The 20,548-nt window shown below is 32.1% G+C and carries 16 protein-coding genes; 11 read left to right on the top strand and 5 right to left on the bottom strand.

The features are described 5' to 3' along the window. Window position 1: 1 nt before the first annotated feature. The 3 genes from IPO86_06450 to IPO86_06440 form a co-directional block, all read right to left on the bottom strand. Complete coding sequence (locus IPO86_06450; protein MBK9727743.1) at window positions 2-976, bottom strand: deoxyhypusine synthase family protein; 975 nt, start codon at window positions 974-976, stop codon at window positions 2-4. A gap of 253 nt (window positions 977-1,229) precedes the next feature. Beyond that, entirely contained in the window at window positions 1,230-2,108 is an 879-nt protein-coding gene (gene speB, locus IPO86_06445) for an agmatinase (GenBank protein ID MBK9727742.1), read from the bottom strand. A gap of 143 nt (window positions 2,109-2,251) precedes the next feature. Then, window positions 2,252-3,652: an arginine decarboxylase gene (locus tag IPO86_06440; GenBank protein ID MBK9727741.1), complete on the bottom strand. Its 1,401-nt coding sequence runs from the start codon at window positions 3,650-3,652 to the stop codon at window positions 2,252-2,254. Window positions 3,653-3,877: 225 nt separating this feature from the next. On the opposite strand from IPO86_06440, the gene IPO86_06435 reads away from it, so the two are divergent. After that, a complete protein-coding gene (locus IPO86_06435; protein ID MBK9727740.1) occupies window positions 3,878-5,557 on the top strand; it encodes an amino acid permease in 1,680 nt (559 codons plus the stop codon). Between the two features lie 76 nt (window positions 5,558-5,633). Here the strand turns inward: IPO86_06435 and IPO86_06430 are convergent, their stop codons facing one another. Next, window positions 5,634-6,305, bottom strand: a complete 672-nt coding sequence (locus IPO86_06430; protein MBK9727739.1) for an OmpA family protein — start codon at window positions 6,303-6,305, stop codon at window positions 5,634-5,636. A 359-nt stretch (window positions 6,306-6,664) separates the two neighbouring features. Between IPO86_06430 and IPO86_06425 the strand changes: the two genes are divergently transcribed. The 4 genes from IPO86_06425 to IPO86_06410 all read left to right on the top strand — a co-directional run bounded on the left by IPO86_06425 (window position 6,665) and on the right by IPO86_06410 (window position 15,032). After that, window positions 6,665-9,970: an AAA family ATPase gene (locus IPO86_06425; protein ID MBK9727738.1), complete on the top strand. Its 3,306-nt coding sequence runs from the start codon at window positions 6,665-6,667 to the stop codon at window positions 9,968-9,970. Window positions 9,971-10,128: 158 nt separating this feature from the next. Further along, the gene (locus IPO86_06420) at window positions 10,129-11,646 is read left to right on the top strand and encodes a right-handed parallel beta-helix repeat-containing protein (protein MBK9727737.1); all 1,518 of its coding nucleotides are present in this window, start codon (window positions 10,129-10,131) and stop codon (window positions 11,644-11,646) included. A 72-nt stretch (window positions 11,647-11,718) separates the two neighbouring features. Then, the gene (locus IPO86_06415) at window positions 11,719-13,749 is read left to right on the top strand and encodes a BatA domain-containing protein (GenBank protein MBK9727736.1); all 2,031 of its coding nucleotides are present in this window, start codon (window positions 11,719-11,721) and stop codon (window positions 13,747-13,749) included. A gap of 2 nt (window positions 13,750-13,751) precedes the next feature. Then, window positions 13,752-15,032, top strand: coding sequence for an amidohydrolase family protein (locus IPO86_06410; protein MBK9727735.1), 1,281 nt, complete (start codon window positions 13,752-13,754; stop codon window positions 15,030-15,032). Window positions 15,033-15,116: 84 nt separating this feature from the next. On the opposite strand, the gene IPO86_06405 is transcribed toward IPO86_06410, so the two are convergent. Continuing rightward, a complete protein-coding gene (locus IPO86_06405) occupies window positions 15,117-15,437 on the bottom strand; it encodes a hypothetical protein (GenBank protein ID MBK9727734.1) in 321 nt (106 codons plus the stop codon). An 80-nt stretch (window positions 15,438-15,517) separates the two neighbouring features. Here IPO86_06405 and IPO86_06400 point away from each other — a divergent pair, with 80 nt between their 5' ends. The 6 genes from IPO86_06400 to queE all read left to right on the top strand — a co-directional run bounded on the left by IPO86_06400 (window position 15,518) and on the right by queE (window position 20,461). Beyond that, a complete protein-coding gene (locus IPO86_06400) occupies window positions 15,518-16,042 on the top strand; it encodes a DUF4199 domain-containing protein (GenBank protein ID MBK9727733.1) in 525 nt (174 codons plus the stop codon). 77 nt (window positions 16,043-16,119) lie between these two features. Next, on the top strand, window positions 16,120-17,058 hold the full coding sequence (locus tag IPO86_06395) for a glycosyltransferase family 2 protein (protein ID MBK9727732.1): 939 nt from the start codon (window positions 16,120-16,122) through the stop codon (window positions 17,056-17,058). Window positions 17,059-17,061: 3 nt separating this feature from the next. Further along, the gene (locus IPO86_06390) at window positions 17,062-18,204 is read left to right on the top strand and encodes a glycosyltransferase (GenBank protein MBK9727731.1); all 1,143 of its coding nucleotides are present in this window, start codon (window positions 17,062-17,064) and stop codon (window positions 18,202-18,204) included. A gap of 202 nt (window positions 18,205-18,406) precedes the next feature. Next, a complete protein-coding gene (locus IPO86_06385) occupies window positions 18,407-18,979 on the top strand; it encodes an SIS domain-containing protein (protein ID MBK9727730.1) in 573 nt (190 codons plus the stop codon). Window positions 18,980-19,204: 225 nt separating this feature from the next. Continuing rightward, the gene (locus IPO86_06380; GenBank protein ID MBK9727729.1) at window positions 19,205-19,762 is read left to right on the top strand and encodes an HAD family hydrolase; all 558 of its coding nucleotides are present in this window, start codon (window positions 19,205-19,207) and stop codon (window positions 19,760-19,762) included. A gap of 57 nt (window positions 19,763-19,819) precedes the next feature. Continuing rightward, window positions 19,820-20,461: a 7-carboxy-7-deazaguanine synthase gene (queE, locus tag IPO86_06375; protein MBK9727728.1), complete on the top strand. Its 642-nt coding sequence runs from the start codon at window positions 19,820-19,822 to the stop codon at window positions 20,459-20,461. Window positions 20,462-20,548: the final 87 nt, after the last annotated feature.

Below are 20,548 nucleotides of genomic sequence, written 5' to 3'. Positions count from 1 at the left end.
TTTACCAGCCAAGGATCCAGGCAAATATTAAAGGTGCTACAATTGTAGCATCACTTTCAATAATATATTTAGGGGTGTCTATATCTAATTTGCCCCAGGTTATTTTTTCATTAGGAACTGCTCCAGAATAAGATCCATAAGAAGTTGTAGAATCTGATATTTGACAGAAGTAAGACCAAAATGGAACATCGTGCCATTCTAAATCCTGGTACATCATAGGGACAACACAAATCGGAAAATCCCCCGCTATGCCTCCTCCAATTTGAAAAAAACCAACTCCTTTCCCTCCTGAATTTTCCCTATACCATTCAGATAAATAAACCATGTATTCAATGCCACTTTTCATGGTACTTGCTTTAAGTGCTCCTTTTATAATATACGAAGCAAATATATTTCCCATGGTACTATCTTCCCATCCCGGGCACACTATGGGCAAATTGCGTTCTGCTGCCGCGATCATCCAGGAATCCTTTGGATCAATTTCGTAATAGGGCTTTAATACTCCGCTTAATAACATTTGATACATATATTGATGTGGAAAATATCGATCTCCATTGGAATCTGCATTTTTCCATAAATCATAGATATGTTTCTGCAATCGACGAAACGCCTCCTCTTCAGGTATACACGTGTCTGTAACCCGATTTAATCCTTGCTCTAACAATTCCCATTCCTGCTGGGGAGTCAGATCTCTGTAATTTGGTATTCTTTTATAATGAGAATGTGCTACTAGATTCATCAAATCTTCTTCAAGATTTGCACCTGTGCAAGATATAATATCAACTTTGCCTTGACGGATCATTTCTGCAAGAGATACACCTAATTCTGCAGTACTCATCGCTCCTGCCAAGGTTACCATCATTTTTCCTCCTTCTGTTAAATGAAGCTCATAACCTTTCGCCGCATCTACAAGGGATGCTGCATTAAAATGTCTATAATGATGTTCAATAAATTGAGAAACTGGACCTTTATTCATGGTTTAGAACTTGTAATTAATAATTAAGAGTTAAGAGTTAATAGTCAATAGTTAAGAGGCAATAGTTAAGAGGCAATAGTTAAGAGTCAATAGTTAAGAGTCAATAGTTAATAGTTAATAGTTAATAGTTAATAGTTAATAGTTAATAGTTAATAGTTAATAGTTAATAGTTAATAGTTAAATTTTAACACGAATTTAAAGTTTATCAATATATTTAATATGCTATGCTAAAATTATTTACGCAAATTTAAAATTAAGAGATTGTCCGATTGTTCCTTTCAAAATAATATGCCAACATTTTATAGTACAATTTAGCGGCTAAAAAATCAGGCGCCTGGTTATGTGGATTTGGAGCCAGCTCAACAATATCAAAACCAACTACATGCTTCCTTAAAAAAATCATTCGAAGATATTGAAGAACCTGATACCATTCCATACCACCTGGTTCTGGAGTGCCCGTACTTGGCATTAAAGATGAATCAAATACATCTAAATCCAAGGTAATATAAACTTTGTCCGACATCTTTTTAATGGATTCCTCCATCCAATAATCATTGTCCATAATATTATGGGCAAAATATACTTTGTCCTTTTCTAAAAATTTTTTCTCACTGATATCCATACTGCGAATACCCACCTGAAGAAGATTTGTATATTTCTGAGCTTCAGCTAAAGCACAAGCATGATTAAATTTTGTGCCCATATATTCTTGTCTCAGGTCTGTATGCGCGTCTAATTGGACCACTGTAAGGTTTTTGTATTTCTTTGCAAAAGCTCGAATCAATCCAATACTAATGCTATGCTCTCCTCCAAAATAAGTCGGAAGTTTACCAGACTTTAATTGTTGCAAAGCATATTGATAAACCAACTCCACCATTTCTTCTGGACTTCGTTTTTTAACTTTTAATGGCTTTTCTAAATAAACACCCTTTTTATAAGGTTCAGACATCGTTTCAATATCAAACAATTCCATATTCTCTGAAGCATTCATAAATGCTTTAAAACCTTCATCTGCACCTTTTCCCCAAGTACTGGTGCCATCATATGGAATAGACGTTAAGAGGACCTGAGCAAAATCAAAGTTTGCATATTTCTCCGGAATACCTGCATATGTTTTTGCACTCTCTTTCATAATATTTGTTTTCAATTAATCTATAAAAATAAATTTTCAGGAAACTTAATTCCATTCTTATTTCGGGTATATTGAATAAAAAAAATACTTGAATGAAGGAATTAACTTCTAACGAAAAAATTAAAAAATTAGTTCAAAACGTATTAATTATATCCTAATATTTTGAGCATATCTTTAGATGTTTGCTCTTCGCTATAAATCCAATCTACAATATTTCCATTTTCATCACGATCCACTAAAATATGTTTTGGAGATGGAATCAAACAATGTTTAATTCCACCATAACCAGATAACGCATCTTGATAAGCACCGGTATGGAAGAATCCTAAAAATAAAGCTTCCTTATCATCTCTGCTATATCTTGGTAAATATAATTGTTGATTTTGAGCCTCCGTATTATAATAATCAGAATTATCACAACTTAAACCTCCGATATTAATACGGCAATAATCATTATGCCATTTATTGATTGGTAATAATATGAATCGCTCTGCAATACCCCAACTATCGGGCAATGTGTTCATTAAAGAATTATCGATCATATACCAAATCTCAGAATCATTCTGTTGCTTTTGTTCTAATACTGAAAAAATAGTTGCTCCACTTTCACCGACCGTATACTTTCCAAATTCTGTAAAAATATCTGGATCCTCTACACCTGCTTCTTCGCAGGAATCTTTTATCATTTTTACAATTTGATGAATCATATACTTATGATCATATTCAAACCCCAATGAATTTCTAATTGGCAAGCCACCTCCTATATTGATTGCTTTAATTGAAGGAAAATGCTTTTTAAGTTCGATATAGGCATTAATTCCTTTTTTTAATTCACCCCAATAGTACGCTGTATCTTTAATTCCAGTATCTACAAAAAAGTGAACCATGTATAATTCAAATTTCTTATTTTTTTTGAATTTTTCTTTTGCAAACTGAACTACTTCTGATGAACGAATTCCAAGTCGGCTGGTATAAAATTCAAAGCTAGGTTCTTCTTCTGTTGCAACCCGGATACCCATTTTGCATTTTTTATGTATGAGTTCATTAAAGCGATCCAACTCATAAATATTATCACAGACAGGGATTACATTTTTAAAACCAGAATTAATTAAATTTGCAATATTCTGCAAATATTGTTTTGGTTTATAACCGTTATTTACAATAATTTGGTCTTTATCAATTTGACCATTTTTATAAAGATTCAGAATTAAATCTATATCAAATGCAGAAGATGTTTCCAAATGCACATCATGTTGTAAAACTTCTTTTAATACATATGAAAAATGGCAACATTTAGTACAATAACAGTAATAATATTTGCCATCATAATCCAAGGATTTTATGGATTTATTAAATAGGTTTTTTGCTTTTTTAATTTGATCACCAATCCTTGGCAAATAGGTCATCTTAAAAGGTGTTCCATACTTTTCTATTAAATTCATAACAGGAATACCGTTAAAAATCAATTCATCTTTTTCAAGGTCAAATCCTTCTTGAGGAAAAAAGTAGGTTTGATCAATGAGGTCAAAATATTTATTTACCATCTAAGCAATTGCTTTAAAAATTAAGAGGACAAATATATTGGAAAATGAATGAATGAACGGAGCTAAAATTGAGGGTTGCTCTAAAGTAATTGTGAAACGCTGGCAATAACAAATCATTTACAAGACCTTGACTTGGACAGAAAGCATATTCTAGTTCCCTTAGGAATAAAAAAATAGCTATGTTTACCAAGCAATCCTTAAAATCATATTAAATATTTATTAAATATGTTGAAGTCCTTGTTTCGAAAAAAATCACTAAGTTCCTTCTCTGATCAAATACATCATGGAAAATTACACCAGATTTTAACTGTAAGAGACCTTACTGCCTTGGGCATTGCAGCTATTATTGGGGCCGGAAGTTTTAGTAGTTTAGGAGAAGCCTGCTTCAAAGGGGGGCCTGGAGTAGTGATCCTCTTTATAATAACCGGAATTGCCTGTGGATTTACGGCTCTATGTTATGCAGAATTCGCGAGCCGGATTCCAGTAGCTGGATCCGCTTACACCTATGCTTATGTTTCTTTTGGAGAACTCGCAGCCTGGATCATTGGATGGGCATTATTAATGGAATATTCAATTGGTAACATTTATGTTGCTTTTTCTTGGAGTGATTATTTTACGTCTATGCTCCAAAGATTGAATATACACATCCCGGAATACCTTAGCTGCAGTTATATGGAAGCAAAAAAAGCATTTCATAATCAATCCGTAAATCAGGAATTAATCAAGGCATGGACTCTGGCTCCAGAATTGGCAGGTTTGAAAATTATTTTTGATCTTCCAGCCATAATTATTAATATACTTATAACCATCCTCGTCTATATTGGCGTAAAAGAATCTAAAAATCTAAGCAACATCATGGTTTTATTAAAGTTGTTCGTAGTATTTTTAGTAATTGCTATTGGCGCATTATATATTAATACAGGGAATTGGTTTCCAATAAATCCAGAAGGCAATGCATCTTTTATGCCGAATGGTTTTACAGGAGTTATGAGTGCTGTCAGTGGAGTTTTTTTTGCATACATTGGCTTTGATGCTATTAGTGTATTTGCAGAAGAAAGTAAGAACCCACAAAAAGATTTACCAAGAGGGATGATTTATAGCCTGGTGATATGCACTTTTATTTATATATTATTAGCATTAATATTAACCGGTGTATTAGATTATCGCCAATTTGATGGTATTGGAGATCCACTCGCATATATTTTTGAAGTAAAGCAAAATGCCTGGATGCAGTTGATTGTATCTTTTATTGCGGTGGTAGCTATGACAAGTGTGCTTTTAGTTTTTCAAATGGGTCAACCTCGTATCTGGATGAGTATGAGTCGCGACGGTTTGTTACCAAAAGAATTTCAAAAAATACATCCAAAGTATTTAACCCCTTCATTTGCCACAATCGTTACCGGACTCGTAGTGGGTGTACCGATTCTCTTTACAGATAAAACCTTTGTTTTGGATTTTACAAGTATTGCTACACTTTTTGCCTTTGTACTTGTTTGTGGCGGCATTTTATTAATTCCCCGAAAAGAAAAAATCGTAGGAAGATTTCATTTGATTTATATAAACGGAAAATTTATTTTTCCATTAATGGTGATCATTAGTTTCTTTTTAATTTCACTAATTTTTCCTGATTATTTTAAAAATCTTTTAAATTTTAATGGTGAAAACGAAACATTCAAAATATCAAGTACTCTTTTCTGGATTTTATTAATCGTGTTATCTGTTATTACTTATAAAAATGAACTTTCGTTAATTCCTTTATTAGGCGTTGCTAGTTGTTCTTATTTACTTACTGGGATGACGGCCAATAATTGGGCTTGGTTTGCATCCTGGCTATTAGTCGGTTTGGTACTCTATTTTTTCTATGGGTCTAAACATAGTAAACTTAATAAAGAACATAAAGAATAAAAAAAAAACCAATGATTACATTTAGTCATTGGTTTTAAGTAGTAGGTAAAATTCTTATATGTGTATAAAAGAAATTTTATTTATGTAGGATCATCATTTCTATTCTATTATTGAGAAGCTGACCATCAAATGTTTTATTATTCGCAACTGGGTATTTTTCACCATATGATTTGATAATTACACGCTCTTTTGAAATCCCAGCATCCAACAAGCCTTTTAAAATTGATTCCGCCCTGTCTTGTGATAACTTTTCATTTAATTTTTCATCACCTATATTATCAGTATATGACATGAGTTTAATTTTAAGATTTAAAAATTCGTTCATAACAACTGCTAAATCTTTAACCTCCTTGCCAAATTTCGGATCAATTACAGCTGTACGCTTAACAAATCGGAGTTCTATAAATTTGAATTCTTCTCCAAAATCATTCTCACCTCGTTTTAAGAAGTCCCTTACTTGGTCTGCAATGGAACCCTTACTGAACTCTTGTTTTTCAAGTTCGCGCAGCTTACTTTTGATGTCTTCGCTATGATGAGATGCAATATGCACATAATCTGTATCCACCAAAAATGTTTTTTGGCTGGCTGAATCTGAAGTGCCACTTTCTGTATTTATAGCGGCTTCTTGTTGATTTGGATTAACAGACTTCTCCGTATTTCGGCATTGCATAAAAAGGAGTGCAAGGAGGGCAAGAAGTATTTGAATAAATCCAAACTTCATCACTAACTCCTGTCGGTGATTAATCATACGGATTGGTTTTAGACTGGATTTCATATATTGATTAACGTATCAAACAGAATAATGTTTCCTTTAAGGCATATAATTAACAATTTCTTAAAATATAAACTATGTATAATTAAATAAAACAGTAATTAATTCGTCAATATCTTGAATTGTTTTTGGTTTTGCAAATATATTAATAAAAATTGTAATATATATACTATTCATTTAGGAAGCTTAGGGCTCATATTATTAAAGAACGATTTAAAAATAAACTTGTGAAGTTAAAACTTAAAATGCTTTCTTAAAATCCACTATTTTTAGATTCATAAATCCAGGTGAACTTTTTGTATATTTGACATCGAACATCACTATTTTTCCTTAAAATGGGAACACTTCTAAATCCATATCAGGCTATTCGCCTATTATTACATAGCGAATTTAATTTTGAAAAGTCAATACCAATTGCATTAGATGCACTCGAAAATGAAATACAGCTTATTGCTCTTGACAGTAATCAAATTTTTAATTCCACGCAAAGCAGGCTGCAATATTTATTTTCCATAGGCAAAATTGATAAAATATTATTTCGCCAAATTTCATCATTAAGGATCCAGGGATTCGATCAAAAATCTATTGATAATACCTATTTTCAATCTATATTGGCCTGTTGGATACAATGTATTGCTATCCAAACGAAAACAGAAATTCCGCAAGAATTTACAACCCTTCAATTTGATGATCAGTTTTTATTGTTGGAGGATAGCCAAGCAACGTTTATTGAATCCAGTCGGATTAGCATTTTAAAATTTGATGAAATTGGAAAAAACTTAGAATTTGTTTTTGAAAATAAAATCGCTGACATACAAATACTTTCACTAGATACTGCAACTGAAAAAATAGTTAAGCTCTTTACGCAGGCATCTAAATATTTGAAATTTCCATATGATGTATTTGTCCACAAGCTATCAAAATCAAATCCAAATTGGACAGCCAAAGAATTCATTATCCTGCCGGATTATTTAATTGATGTGACCGCTATTGCTTCCTGCTTTAACACAACAGGATCAAATCCCTTAAAACATTTAATTCATTTATTTTATTACAGTCCTTCGGGATATTCAACCTTATTGGGAACTACCGTAAACCAATTTTTAGATGAACTTATTTTAAACCCTTCCCTTCAATTTGAAGATCTAAGCCAAAATTTATTTCAGCACAATCCCATTGCTTTTTCCCTTTTGGATGATTCAACAATTATAAAATACTTTGAAACCATAAAGATCCATTTTTCAAACATTAAAACATTAATAGAAAATAAATTTGAGCATCCTAACCTTCAACTTGAAGATTGCATTCTGGAACCGAGTTTTTATTCCGTTGAATATGGAATCCAGGGCAGATTGGATGTGTTTCATGAAGACAAAATAAATTCCAAAAAATGGATCATTGAATTGAAAAGCGGAAAACCATACCTACCTAATAAATTTGGCATCAATGCTGACCATCATGCTCAAATTATGTTATATTATTTACTGATTCAATCCGTATTTGGTAGAAATTATGATGTTAAAAGCCACGTGCTGTATTCGGCACAACTAGAAAATGCACTAAGATACGCACCGATACTGGATGATATAAAACAAGAATTAATATATTTACGAAATGCAATTATCATATTGCATTTACATTTAGCATTTAGAAATGAATCTGACCCTTCCCTATTTGATATTCTAAATGAAAAACATTTTCAATCCACAGAGTCCTATACAAAACGGGATGCGGGTATATTATTAAAGGTTTATAGTAGCTTAAATCCATTAGAAAAAGATTATTTTAAAGAATTTACAGGGTTTATTGCCCGGGAACAATTTATTTCAAAAATGGGCCGATCGAACCTTCAATTTACAGAAGGATTAGCGTCCCTTTGGCTTCTCAATGAACAGGAAAAGTTAAAATTGTTTATGCTCTTGCCAAAATTGGTATTGCATCAAATTTTGTCATCAAAGGATGACTACCCAATTTTAGTACTTAAAAATAGCAGCGACATGGAGTTGATTTCAAAATTTCGAATTGGCGATACACTCGTGCTTTATGAATATCCTAGTGCACTTCAAACTCAAATTTATAAATGCACCTTGATAGATCTGGAACCAAATACATTTTATGTCCGCTTAAGATGCAGGCAGTTTCCAAAAATAGAAGATGCAACATTAAAAACATGGAACCTTGAACAGGACTCCATGGACCGTTCTTTTGTAAATCAATACCAGGGGATGATTGATTTTGCAATGGCAGATTCTGATAAAAGAGATTTAATCCTGGGTATCAAGAAACCTCATGATTTGAATCATAGTCTTTCTATAGGTAACCATAAAATTCCGGAAATCATTCAAGATGTTTTAAAAAAAATAGTAGCATCTAAAGATTATTTTCTTTTATGGGGACCTCCTGGTTCTGGAAAAACTAGCTTGGTAATTAAACACTTAGTTGAATTGCTAATTTGTGAATCGAATGAAAATATTTTACTACTAGCATATACAAATCGTGCAGTAGATGAAATTTGTGAAGCACTTGAATCCATTCAAACAGCTTGTAATATAGAATATATCCGTATCGGCTCTAGATTTGCAGTGCAACCGCAGTTTAGAAAAAATTTATTAGAAGAAAAAATTAGCCATCTTAAAACGCGCAAGCAAGTGCATCAGACTTTTAAAGAAATACGAATATTTACGGCAACACTTGCTTCCATCCAAGGCAAAAAAGAATTACTCCTATTAAAACAATTTGATACCGTAATCATAGATGAAGCAAGTCAGATTCTTGAATCGCAACTTACTGGTTTACTTACTAAATTTAAAAGATTTATATTAATTGGAGATCACATGCAACTCCCAGCAGTTACAGCGCAAACAGAAGAAGAGTCACAAATTAAATCAGAACAACTTAAACAAAATGGGTTTCAGCATTTAAGTACTTCCTATTTTGAACGAATGTTACAAAATTGTATAGACAAAAAATGGAATCATGCATTTGAAATGCTCGAATATCAGGGACGAATGCATCAGGATCTTATGAATTTTCCAGCTCAAAGTTTTTATGAAAACAAACTTAAAATTCTACCCTCCGAAATTGAAAACAGACAATCTATTTCATATGCACAATACTTTCCAAATTTAATTGGAATCAAACAACCCTTATTAGCTAGTAATAGAGTGATTTTTATTCCAGTCATCGATCCAAATCCAGTTTTTCAAAGCAAAATAAATCTACAGGAAGCTCGAATGGTATCGTTTATTGTTCAACAGATTTTTAAACTTTATAATAACAATCAAATTGAATGGAACGCTCAAAGACTCGGTGTAATTACTCCTTTCAGAGCACAAATTTCACAAATTAAAAATCAGATCCTTCAAGAAGGCTTTGACTCAAATTTCTTAACGATTGATACTGCGGAGCGATACCAAGGTGGTGCAAGAGATATTATAATCCTATCCACCGTAATCTCTGATGAATCTCAAGTGCTCCAAATTAGCTCCCTAAATAAAGATGGTATTGATCGGAAATTAAACGTTGCATTGACACGTGCCAAAGAACAAATTATTATCATTGGAAATCCTAATATATTAAATAATTCAATAATATATAATAAATTGATTTCATGTTGTTTTGAACTAAATATTGCAATATAATGCCCTTCTAACCAAACCCTATTTAAAATTTAAAGTAAGCAAAATTTCGAATTCTTAATTAAAAGAAATGCTTTTTACGGAGTTATTTTGTTAAACCAGGCAGCGTTCTTGCTTGTTTAAGCTTCTAAAAGGTAATTTTACGTTTAACATTATAAATTATGCGCTTTTTACTACTGGTAATTTGTCTATTTGCTTTTTTAAAATTATCAGCTAAAGGATATTATGTGTCCCCATCTGGCAGTGATTTAAATAAAGGCAATCACTGGTTTACACCTTTTAAAACTTTGCTTAAAGCGGCCACCTCCGTTTTACCAGGAGATACTGTTTATATTTTAAAAGGTGATTATTATTCTGATGATGAAGCTGTATTAGAAATAACTAAAAGTGGACTTGAAAATTCCTGGATCGTCTTTAAAAATTATAGAAATCACAAACCGGTACTTCATATTCGCAATAAATATGGTATTCACTTAAAATCTGTTCAGTATATTAGCATTGAAGGCCTTGAAATTAATGCTGAAATGAAAATTGGATCAAATTATCCGGTATCAAAATTTCAAACAATTGGCATTTTTCTTGAAGGTTCTTATAATGCCCCATTAAACTCAGTAAAAATTTACAATAACTTTATTCAAAATGTAAGTGCAGAAGCAATTCTTGCAAACTATTTTGACAAGCTCACCATTAGCTTCAATAAATTTTATAATAACACCAGAAATCCTGAATCCAAAGGCACTTTGGCCCTCCTAAATGGAATCTACACGGAAAGCAATACCAATTATCATAATTTTATCCAAGGGAATACTTTTGAAAAAAATGGTATGTCTGATACAATTCTAAAATCAAGCTGCATACCAGCTATTTATATGAATCTGGAGACAAATCAAGTGTTTCGGGAATCTGCCAAAACTCTAATTCATAATAATATTCTCTATACTAATCATGGAGGCGGATTCATTGCAAATAATGTGCATGGATTACAACTTGTGAATAATACATTTTATAAGAATAGTGAAAATAAAATCTGTCAAAATGCTGAAGTAGTATTGATTGGCAGTAAATTCATTGATCTGTTTAATAATATCTTCTATAGCTCTGATTTGAAACCTGGCAGTCAGGCTTTTGGAACTAGTAATATCAATGCAAAAAACAATTTATATTATAACACTACAAGCTTTATTCCAGGCATAAATAACATCCATGCGAATCCTGATTTTGAGAACATACGAATCAAAGAAGGCTTATTTAATTTTAAATTAAAAGGGAGTAGTCCTGCAATAAATAAGGGTTTAGACAGTTTGTTGTCGGATACAGATTTTGAAGGAAATATTCGCAAGCTGGATTTACATGTAGACATCGGTGCTATGGAATTTACGAATCGCCTTTTACCCTCCTTGAAAAAATTACGATTAGGCCCAGGAACAAAAGGCATTAAAACGAAATGGATTAGCTTATATACAAAAGATCAAAAAATGTACACTATTTGGAATGAACAATTTTTAGAATTTACAGTCCGGGTGTTTGATTTACAAGGAAACATTTTGGCTCATAAAACTCCTAGAATTTCAGGTGATAGTTCGTATGAAATTGATTTTAGTAAATTCCGTACAGGGTATTACACCATCTTAGCTTTTAATGAATCTGGTAATTACATAGAACGACTTTATGTTAAATAAGGATAATTTGTTGAGAAACTTAAATTATTGCCTAATATTCCTTAACTTTGCTACCAGTACCACCTAAGAAATATGCAATTCCTTTTTCCTACTTTTCTTTGGACTCTGATTCTACTTTCGATTCCAGTTCTTATTCATCTTTTTTATTTTCGTCGATACAAAAAAGTATACTTCACAAATGTTCATTTTTTAAAAGAATTGGTTGAAGAAACAGCAACAAAAAATAAAATTAAAAATATTTTAATTCTACTTTGTCGACTTGCCGCTATTATTGGATTAATTTTCGCATTTGCGCAACCCTTTTTCACAAATGATTCACAAAAAAAGAAACAATCCCAGGCAGTAAGTATATATATTGATAATAGCTGGTCGATGAATGCAAATGCCGAAGATGGTAGTTTGGTTCAAAAAGCAAAACGAAGAGCTAAGGAAATAATCACTGCTTATTCTGATAACGACAGATTTCAAATATTGACAAATGACTTAGATGGAAAACATCAACGACTTGTTTCAAAAGAAGATGCCATAAGTCTTTTAGAGGAAATACAGAGCGGACCTTCCGTCCAAACCTTATCTAAAATCTTGTTTAAACAAAAGCAATGTCTACAAAATGCAAAATTAGACCACGGAGATTTATATATGCTTTCAGATTTTCAAGCTTCTATTTGCGATTTAGACAGCTTGAAAGCAGACAGTCTTTATCAATTATATCTTCTTCCAATCCAAACCATTCAGGAAAACAATTTAAGTCTGGATACTGCTTATTTTGAATCCCCCGTATTGTTGCCAGGTCAAACAAATACTTTGATTTATCAAGTAAGTAATTATGGATCAACGGATGCTCAAGATATCCGATCCAGTTTTACTTTAAATGGTCAGGATTATCCAGGTAGTTCCTTAAATATTAAATCCGGTAAATCAGTAATAGATTCATTAAAAATAAATATACAATCTTTTGGTTGGCAAAAACTAATTGTCAAAATAAAAGATTATCCAATTCAATTTGATGACTCATACTATATGAGTTGCAAATCTGATGAGGAAATCAATGTCTTGTTATTATATGAACGGGAGCCTCCTGCACAAGTGCTTAAAATGATAAGCTCAATACCTTATTTTCAATTAAAAACACAACAACAAAATAAATTAGATTATAGTAAATTTAAAAATAATAATTTAATCTTACTTTCTGATTTAACGGAAATTAGCAGTGGAATGTCAAATGAATTAATGAAAGCTGTATCAGAAGGTGTGAATGTTTTAATTTTTCCAGCTGCTGATCTTGGAGCTTCAAATTACAGACCCTTATCGGTAAAATTAAGCTTGCCAGAATTAAGAGATTTTAACTTAACAAAAAAAGAAGCCACAAAAGCAAACTTTGAATCTGATATTTTTAATGATGTTTATATAAATTCAAAAGCCAGCATAAAATTGCCAAGTACTATGGGACAATATGAATTTTATGGAGGATTACCTTCTGAAAAGATTATTGAATATCGGGATGGATCCGCTATGATAAACAGATATAAAATTGGGAAAGGATCCGTTTTTATATCTGCCAGTCCGCTGGATATTAAGTACAATGAATTATCAAAAAATGCTGAAATTTTTCTACCCCTATTATTTAAAACAGCCTTTTCTTCAGATTTGAGTCGTCAATTGTCGTATGATTTAACAAGTAACCCGGTTATTTTATGGCAAATTACAGAATCCTTAGTCAAACAGGATTTGTATATTATATTAAGTGGTCCTGATGAACTGATTCCTTCTATTAAATTAGCAAATAATCAATTATTGATTGAAGTGTATGATCAAATTAAGAAAGCAGGAATTTATGATGTAAAAAATCAAAATAACATTCTTGGTTCGATTGCATTTAATGATAGCCGAAAAGAATCGAACTTAAAAGTATGGAATCCTAAAATCCTGAAAGAACAATATGGCAATTTTACAAATGTGTTAGAAGATACTGCGAATGAAGATTTTACAAGTGCTATTCAATCAGAACAAGCAGGACCGACTTTATGGTGGTGGATGCTTATAGTAGCATTTGTGTTTTTAATTCTTGAAACATTACTTATCAGACTTTGGAAGACAGACTAATTATGGAATGTATTTTTAGAAATGTAGAAATCATTGATCCTAATAGCAAACACCATTTGCAAAAGAGGGATGTTTGGGTAAAAAATGGAGAAATTCAAGAAATTAAATCAAAAATAAACAGCACTAAGAAAATTAAAGAATTTGCATTTGATAAAAGCTGTTTGTCACCAGGCTGGGTAGATATTGGGTGTACAAATGGAGAACCTGGCTATGAGCACAGAGAAACATTACAGTCCCTTGCAAGTTCTGCAGCTGCTGGTGGCTATACTACGATTTGTTGTTTTCCCAATACAAAACCAACCATTCACTCAAAATCAGAAGTGACCTTTATCAAAAATAGATCTCAAAATCTTCCCGTAACTATTTTACCGATCGGTGCTATTAGTAAGGATTGCGCAAGTGAAGAAATGGCAGAAATTCTTCAAATGTTTGAAGCGGGTGCAATTGCATTTTCTGATGGTCGGATACCGATACAAAAAAGTGGACTTTTAATGCGTGCACTGGAGTATTTAAAGTTGATTCCATCAACTTTACTTATTAATACTTGTGTGGACAAAGGAATTGCTGGTGCAGGCCAGATGCACGAAGGTAAAACAAGTACATCTTTAGGATTGAAAGGAATTCCAACCTTGGCTGAAACTATAAATATTCAAAGGGATCTTGCAATATTGAAATATACACAATCCCGTATGTTAATACATAAAGTTTCATCCGTTGAATCTGTTTTAATAATTAAAACGGAGAAATCTAAGCTTGCCAATCTATTTAGTTCGGTTTCAATTTTTAATTTAATATTTGAAGATGATCAGCTTGAAAACTTCAATGTTCATTTAAAATTAGACCCTCCAATTCGTTCTAAAACTGATCGAAAAGCTCTTATTCAAGCAGTTAAAGATGGGACAATTGACATCATATGCAGCGATCATACTCCTTGGGATGCAGAAAAAAAAGATTTGGAATTTCAAACTTCAGCGTTTGGATCCATTAGTTTAGAAACTGCATTTGCTGCCTTTTGTACTTATCTTGCAGAGGATCTAAGTGTAGAAAAATGGATTGAACAAGTTGCCATTAACCCTCGCAAAATTCTAAATTTGCAAGCACAAACTATTCAAGTTGGATCGAATGTAGATCTAAGTTATTTTAACCCCACGATGGAGTGGTTGTATGAAAAAGATCGCATTTTATCCATTTCAAAAAATAGTCCATTCATTGGAAATAAATTAAAAGGTAAAGTACTGGGAACCTGGACAAAAGGAGCATATAACGATTTTAGTGAAACCTAAAATTGTATAACTCCTATTTAGTATAAACCAACAAGTGCTTGGAAATAATTAATATTTTTTAAAATGTTAAAAAGCTATCTCATTTTATTTTTTCCAAACCTGAACTTTATCAGTAGCTTTTAAATAAAATGTATCTGACTGACAAATTTGATTTCCAGTGATTCCAAACAAGGAACAAAGCATGATACAGTTTTCTGAGTAAATTGTATTTGCCAGATCACAACAGGTACCCTGAGGCACAAATTCAAATACCGTTTTACCTTGAAAAGTATATTGATAAACCTCACTAATACTCTCTTTTTGGACGCGTATTAGCTCAGAAATACAAGTAGGGATCAAGGGTTGATCGGATTTACTGCAAGATCCATTTAAAACAATTCCAAAGACAATTAACCAAACTTTCATTTCTCTTTTATATATTTAACGAATAAGATAACTTTGTGTTTCAATTCTTGCTTAATTTCTATTAAAATTAACCAAATCCAATGGATCAACATAAAAACGCAATTAAACTTGGACTTATATGGGGTGGAATTGCAATAGCCACTACCCTGCTACTCTATTTAATCGGGATGTTAGAAAATCCATTTGCTGGTGTCCTAATATTCGTATTTGGTATTTATATGATGTACCGGTCTGGCAAAGAGAAGCGAGATGAATTAGGAGGATACATCAGTTGGAAACAAGCTTTGACACCAATTTGGCTGACTTCTGTGGTTTCAAGTTTGTTTACAACCCTTTTTACCTGGATCTTATTTAGGTTCATAGATCCAGGACTTCAAGAGCAACAAAGGGAACAAGCGATTAAAATGACAGAAAAAATGAGGTCATTAATGGGTGATTCTGCCGCTGAAGGAGAACTTGAAAGACTTGAAAGTCACGATTTCGCTAGCTTTAGCAATTATGTGTATCTATTTTTTTGGTCCCTTATAATTTACTTTATCATTGCCGCAATTATTGCATTAGTGATTCGGAAAAAAAACGCACAAGATATTTTTACGAAATTTTGATCAGAAGTAGAATATACTTCGAAGAATACTTAAAGGATTGAAAGAATCGTTTTATTTTTAAAGAATTAATACTTTGAATGGATGTAGCTCTAATTATTCCGGCATTAAATGAAGAAGAGTCTTTAATTGAACTCGTAGATTGGATCCGCAAGGTTATGACAACTACAGATTTAACTTATGAAGTCTGGTTTATTGACGATGGGAGTACAGATTCAACATGGGAAGTCATTGAATCTTTACATCATTTGTATCCAAGTATAAAAGGAATTAAATTTAGACGTAATTATGGGAAATCAGCCGCCTTAAATACAGGATTTCATGTTTGTAATGCGGATGTTGTAATCACCATGGATGCAGATCTTCAAGATAGTCCGGAAGAAATTCCAGAATTATATCGTATGATTAAGGAGGAAAAGTTTGATGTAGTATCTGGATGGAAAAAAAAGCGGTATGATAATGCATTTACTAAAAACATTCCTTCTAAAATATATAATTCTGTTACTGGTTGGATGAGTGGTGTAAAGTTGCATGATATGAATTGTGGTTTGAAAGCGTATCGCAAAGATGTTGTAAAGTCGATTGAAGTATATGGTGAGATGCACCGATATATTCCCGTAATTGCCAAATGGTCTGGATTCAGAAATATTGGCGAAAAAGAAGTACAACACCAAGCACGTAAATATGGCAAATCAAAATTTGGGATGAGCCGCTTTATAAATGGGTTTCTGGATTTGTCTACTATATTATTTATTGGCAGGTTTGGAAAAAGACCCATGCATTTTTTTGGTGCACTAGGCTTAGTATTTTTCTTTTTAGGTTTTTGTTTTGTTATGTATCTCAGTTTTACAAAACTTGCTTATGGCCAAATGGGTATGACCCAAAGGCCTGCATTTTTTCTCTCTTTGGTTTCAATGATCATTGGTTCACAAATGTTTTTCACTGGTTTTCTTGCAGAATTAGTAACCCGCAATGCAACAGACCGGAATGTATACCTTATTGATAAGAGTTTAAAATAGGATATGCCAAATGTTATTATCATGGGGCCCGCATATCCTCTCCGAGGTGGAATCGCCTCATTTAATGAACGCTTAGCCCGAGCCTTCCAACAAGAAGGATGGAATGTTGAAATATATACATTTTCTTTGCAGTACCCCACGATACTTTTTCCTGGCACCAGCCAGTTTTCAAATGAACTAAAGCCAACAGATTTAAAAATAAATGTCTGTATCAATTCTGTGAATCCATTCAATTGGATTCGCATTGGTCTTAAACTAAAACAATCTTCTCCAGATTTGATTATTGTTAGATATTGGATACCTTTTATGGGACCCTGTTTAGGAACGATTTTAAAATTTGTAAAAAAAATAAATACATGCAAAATAATTTGCATCGCAGATAATGTAGTTCCACATGAAAAAAGAATTGGAGATGCATTTTTTACCCGCTATTTTATTAACAAACCAGATGCATTTATTACTATGAGTGCGAAAGTAGATCTGGATTTAAAAAAATTCTTACCAAACTCAAAATCAATAATTACGGATCACCCACTTTTTGATAATTTTGGAAAATCCATTCCTAAAGACGTTGCGCGCAATATATTAAACTTACCAAAAGATGAAAAAATAATTATGTTTTTTGGATTTATTCGAAAATATAAAGGATTAGATTTATTGATTGAAGCTTTTAATTATGCAATTTTAAAAACTCAAAATATAAAACTATTAATTGCAGGTGAATTTTATGATGAATCAAAACCCTATTTAGACCTTATTGATAAATTTGGCATTCAAGATAAAATTTACTTACATACCCATTATATTCCAGATAGTGAAATTAAGAACTACTTTTCTGCCGCGGATTTAATAGTACAACCCTATAGACATGCAACGCAGAGTGGCGTGACACCATTAGCCTATTATTTTGACAAACCTATGGTAGTTACTGATGTTGGAGGTTTAGCATCCTTGGTTCCGCATAAAATTGCCGGCTTGGTTTGTCAACCAACTTCTGAAGATCTTGCAAATACGATAGTCCAATTTTTTAATATGGATGAAACTATTTTTCAAAATGGAATACAAGTAATGAAGAAAAAACTAAGTTGGGCAACATTGATTACGCATATAAAATCACTAGCGAATAGCATTCAAAAAAATAATTAAGACATAACTTATAACAAATGAGCATTTTACCAGAAGTGAAAATTGCAAAATCCTATTACTTAGAATAATATACTTATTTTTGCGTATTCTAAAAATTGGATATGAAGTGTAAAATGGTATTAAATTTTAATTCGTAAAACCAATAACAACTATTAGCATTGCATACATTAAAGTTGTCCAAAATTTAAATTACTTTTGAAATATGAAAAACACTATTTTAAATATTATTAAAACATCCATTGAAACCAAAAGAAGTATTCTTTTGGATGACGTTTTAATAACGACTATTGAAATGGTTGTGGAAAAGATGGTGAATGCACTTCAGAATAAAAAACGCATATATTTTTGTGGCAATGGTGGCAGTGCGGCTGATGCTCAACATTTGGCTGCAGAATTAACGGGTCGGTTTTACAAAGATCGAGATGCATTACCTGCAGAAGCATTGCATTGCAATACTTCCTATTTAACTGCAGTGGCAAATGATTATAGTTTTGATTCGATATATCAAAGATTAATTAAAGGAATTGGAATGGAAGGAGATGTATTAATTGGATTAAGCACCTCTGGAAATTCAAAAAATATACTTTTAGCATTTGATGAAGCTATCCATAAAAAAATGTTGACTGTAGGTTTCACCGGTGCAGATGGAGGCCAATTGAAAGCATTGAGTCAATTTTGGATCGGTGTACCTTCTAACGATACGCCAAGAATACAGGAGTGTCATATTCTAATTGGGCATATCATTTGTCAATTGATTGAAGAAAAAATATTTTAATAAAAATATATATTGGCAATTTTTTTAACAGCCTATGTCAAAATAATAAACAATATCAAGTTCAAATTAAAGTTAATAATTGAATCTTGAAATATGTTATGAATAGTATACTAATTTTAGAACCATAATTTTAGCAGTTTTAAGCATCCTTTTGATATGAACATGAATCTTATTTGTATTTTATTAAATAATGATTTACATATATAAATCTAGATTGCTGCGTATATGATCAAATCTAATAAAGCGAATGATTCCCTTTTTCTTGACCGGGATGGTGTAATTAATGAATTATTACCTGGAGAATATGTGAGATCCGTGGACTCTTTTAAATTTAAAGCTGGAGTACTTCCAGAAATTTCTAAATTAAGTAAGATTTTCAAAAATATTTTTATCATAACCAACCAGCAAGGAATAGGAAAAGGATTGATGAGTATAGAAGATCTTGAAAGCATTCATCAATGGATGCTTTCAGAAATTCAGAAATCCGGAGGTAAAATAACAAAAATTTATTTTTGTCCGCATTTAAAAGAGTCCAACTGTGATTGCAGAAAACCTAAGCCAGGTATGATTCTAAAGGCATTTCAAGAGTTTTCTGAAATAATACCTCAGAATTGTTACTTTATTGGTGATACAGATACAGATATGAGTGCTGCCATGCAAGCTGGAATTACCCCTGTGGCTTTCCTGGATTCAAACAAAAACATAGATAATTGGAGTGTCAAACCTAGATATTTAATTCATCAACTTGAGGAGTTCCGGTTGAACATCTTACCTTTGGTGTAGAATTCTAAATTCAAATAATTAATTTTTTGTAATTTATAATTTAGTATTTTTTGTTACATGTATTTGGTCAAAGAAATTTTCTATAGTTTACAAGGTGAAGGTGCCCAAACAGGGCGGCCGGCAGTTTTTTTACGATTTGCTGGATGTAACTTATGGAATGGCCGAGAAGAAGATAGACAGCAGGCAATTTGTAGTTTTTGCGATACTGATTTTGTTGGTATTAATGGAACTTATGGCGGAAAATATCCATCCGCAAATGATTTGGCAGCATGCATTCAAAGCCTTTGGCCAAAAATGAACGTGGGTCATAAAATTAAACCATATGTTATTTTTACTGGTGGAGAACCCTTATTGCAGGTTGATGACCCCTTGATAGATTCACTTCATGACATAGGTTTTGAAATAGGTTTAGAAACAAATGGTACAATTGAAGCTCCAAAAGGAATTGATTGGATCTGTTTAAGTCCTAAACCTAATACTATTATTAAAATTCGTTCTGGAAATGAATTAAAATTTATCTATCCACAATTAAATTTTAACCCTGAAGATTTTCAACATTTTGATTTTCAGTATTTTTATATACAACCAATGGATGGTGCCAATATCCAAGAGCACATCCAACAATCCTTAGATTTTTGTTTACAACATCCAACCTGGAGACTCAGTATCCAAACCCATAAATTACTTGGAATACGTTAATAAGCTTAGAGTTTTCCACATTAATTAAACCCGTTGAAAAAAATAATTCCAAAATATTTGCTTCATTGAAAGTTGAATTCAATAAAC

This window comes from Saprospiraceae bacterium (assembly GCA_016717265.1).
GTDB lineage: Bacteria > Bacteroidota > Bacteroidia > Chitinophagales > Saprospiraceae > Vicinibacter.
This window is presented reverse-complemented; position numbering and strand designations above follow the sequence as displayed.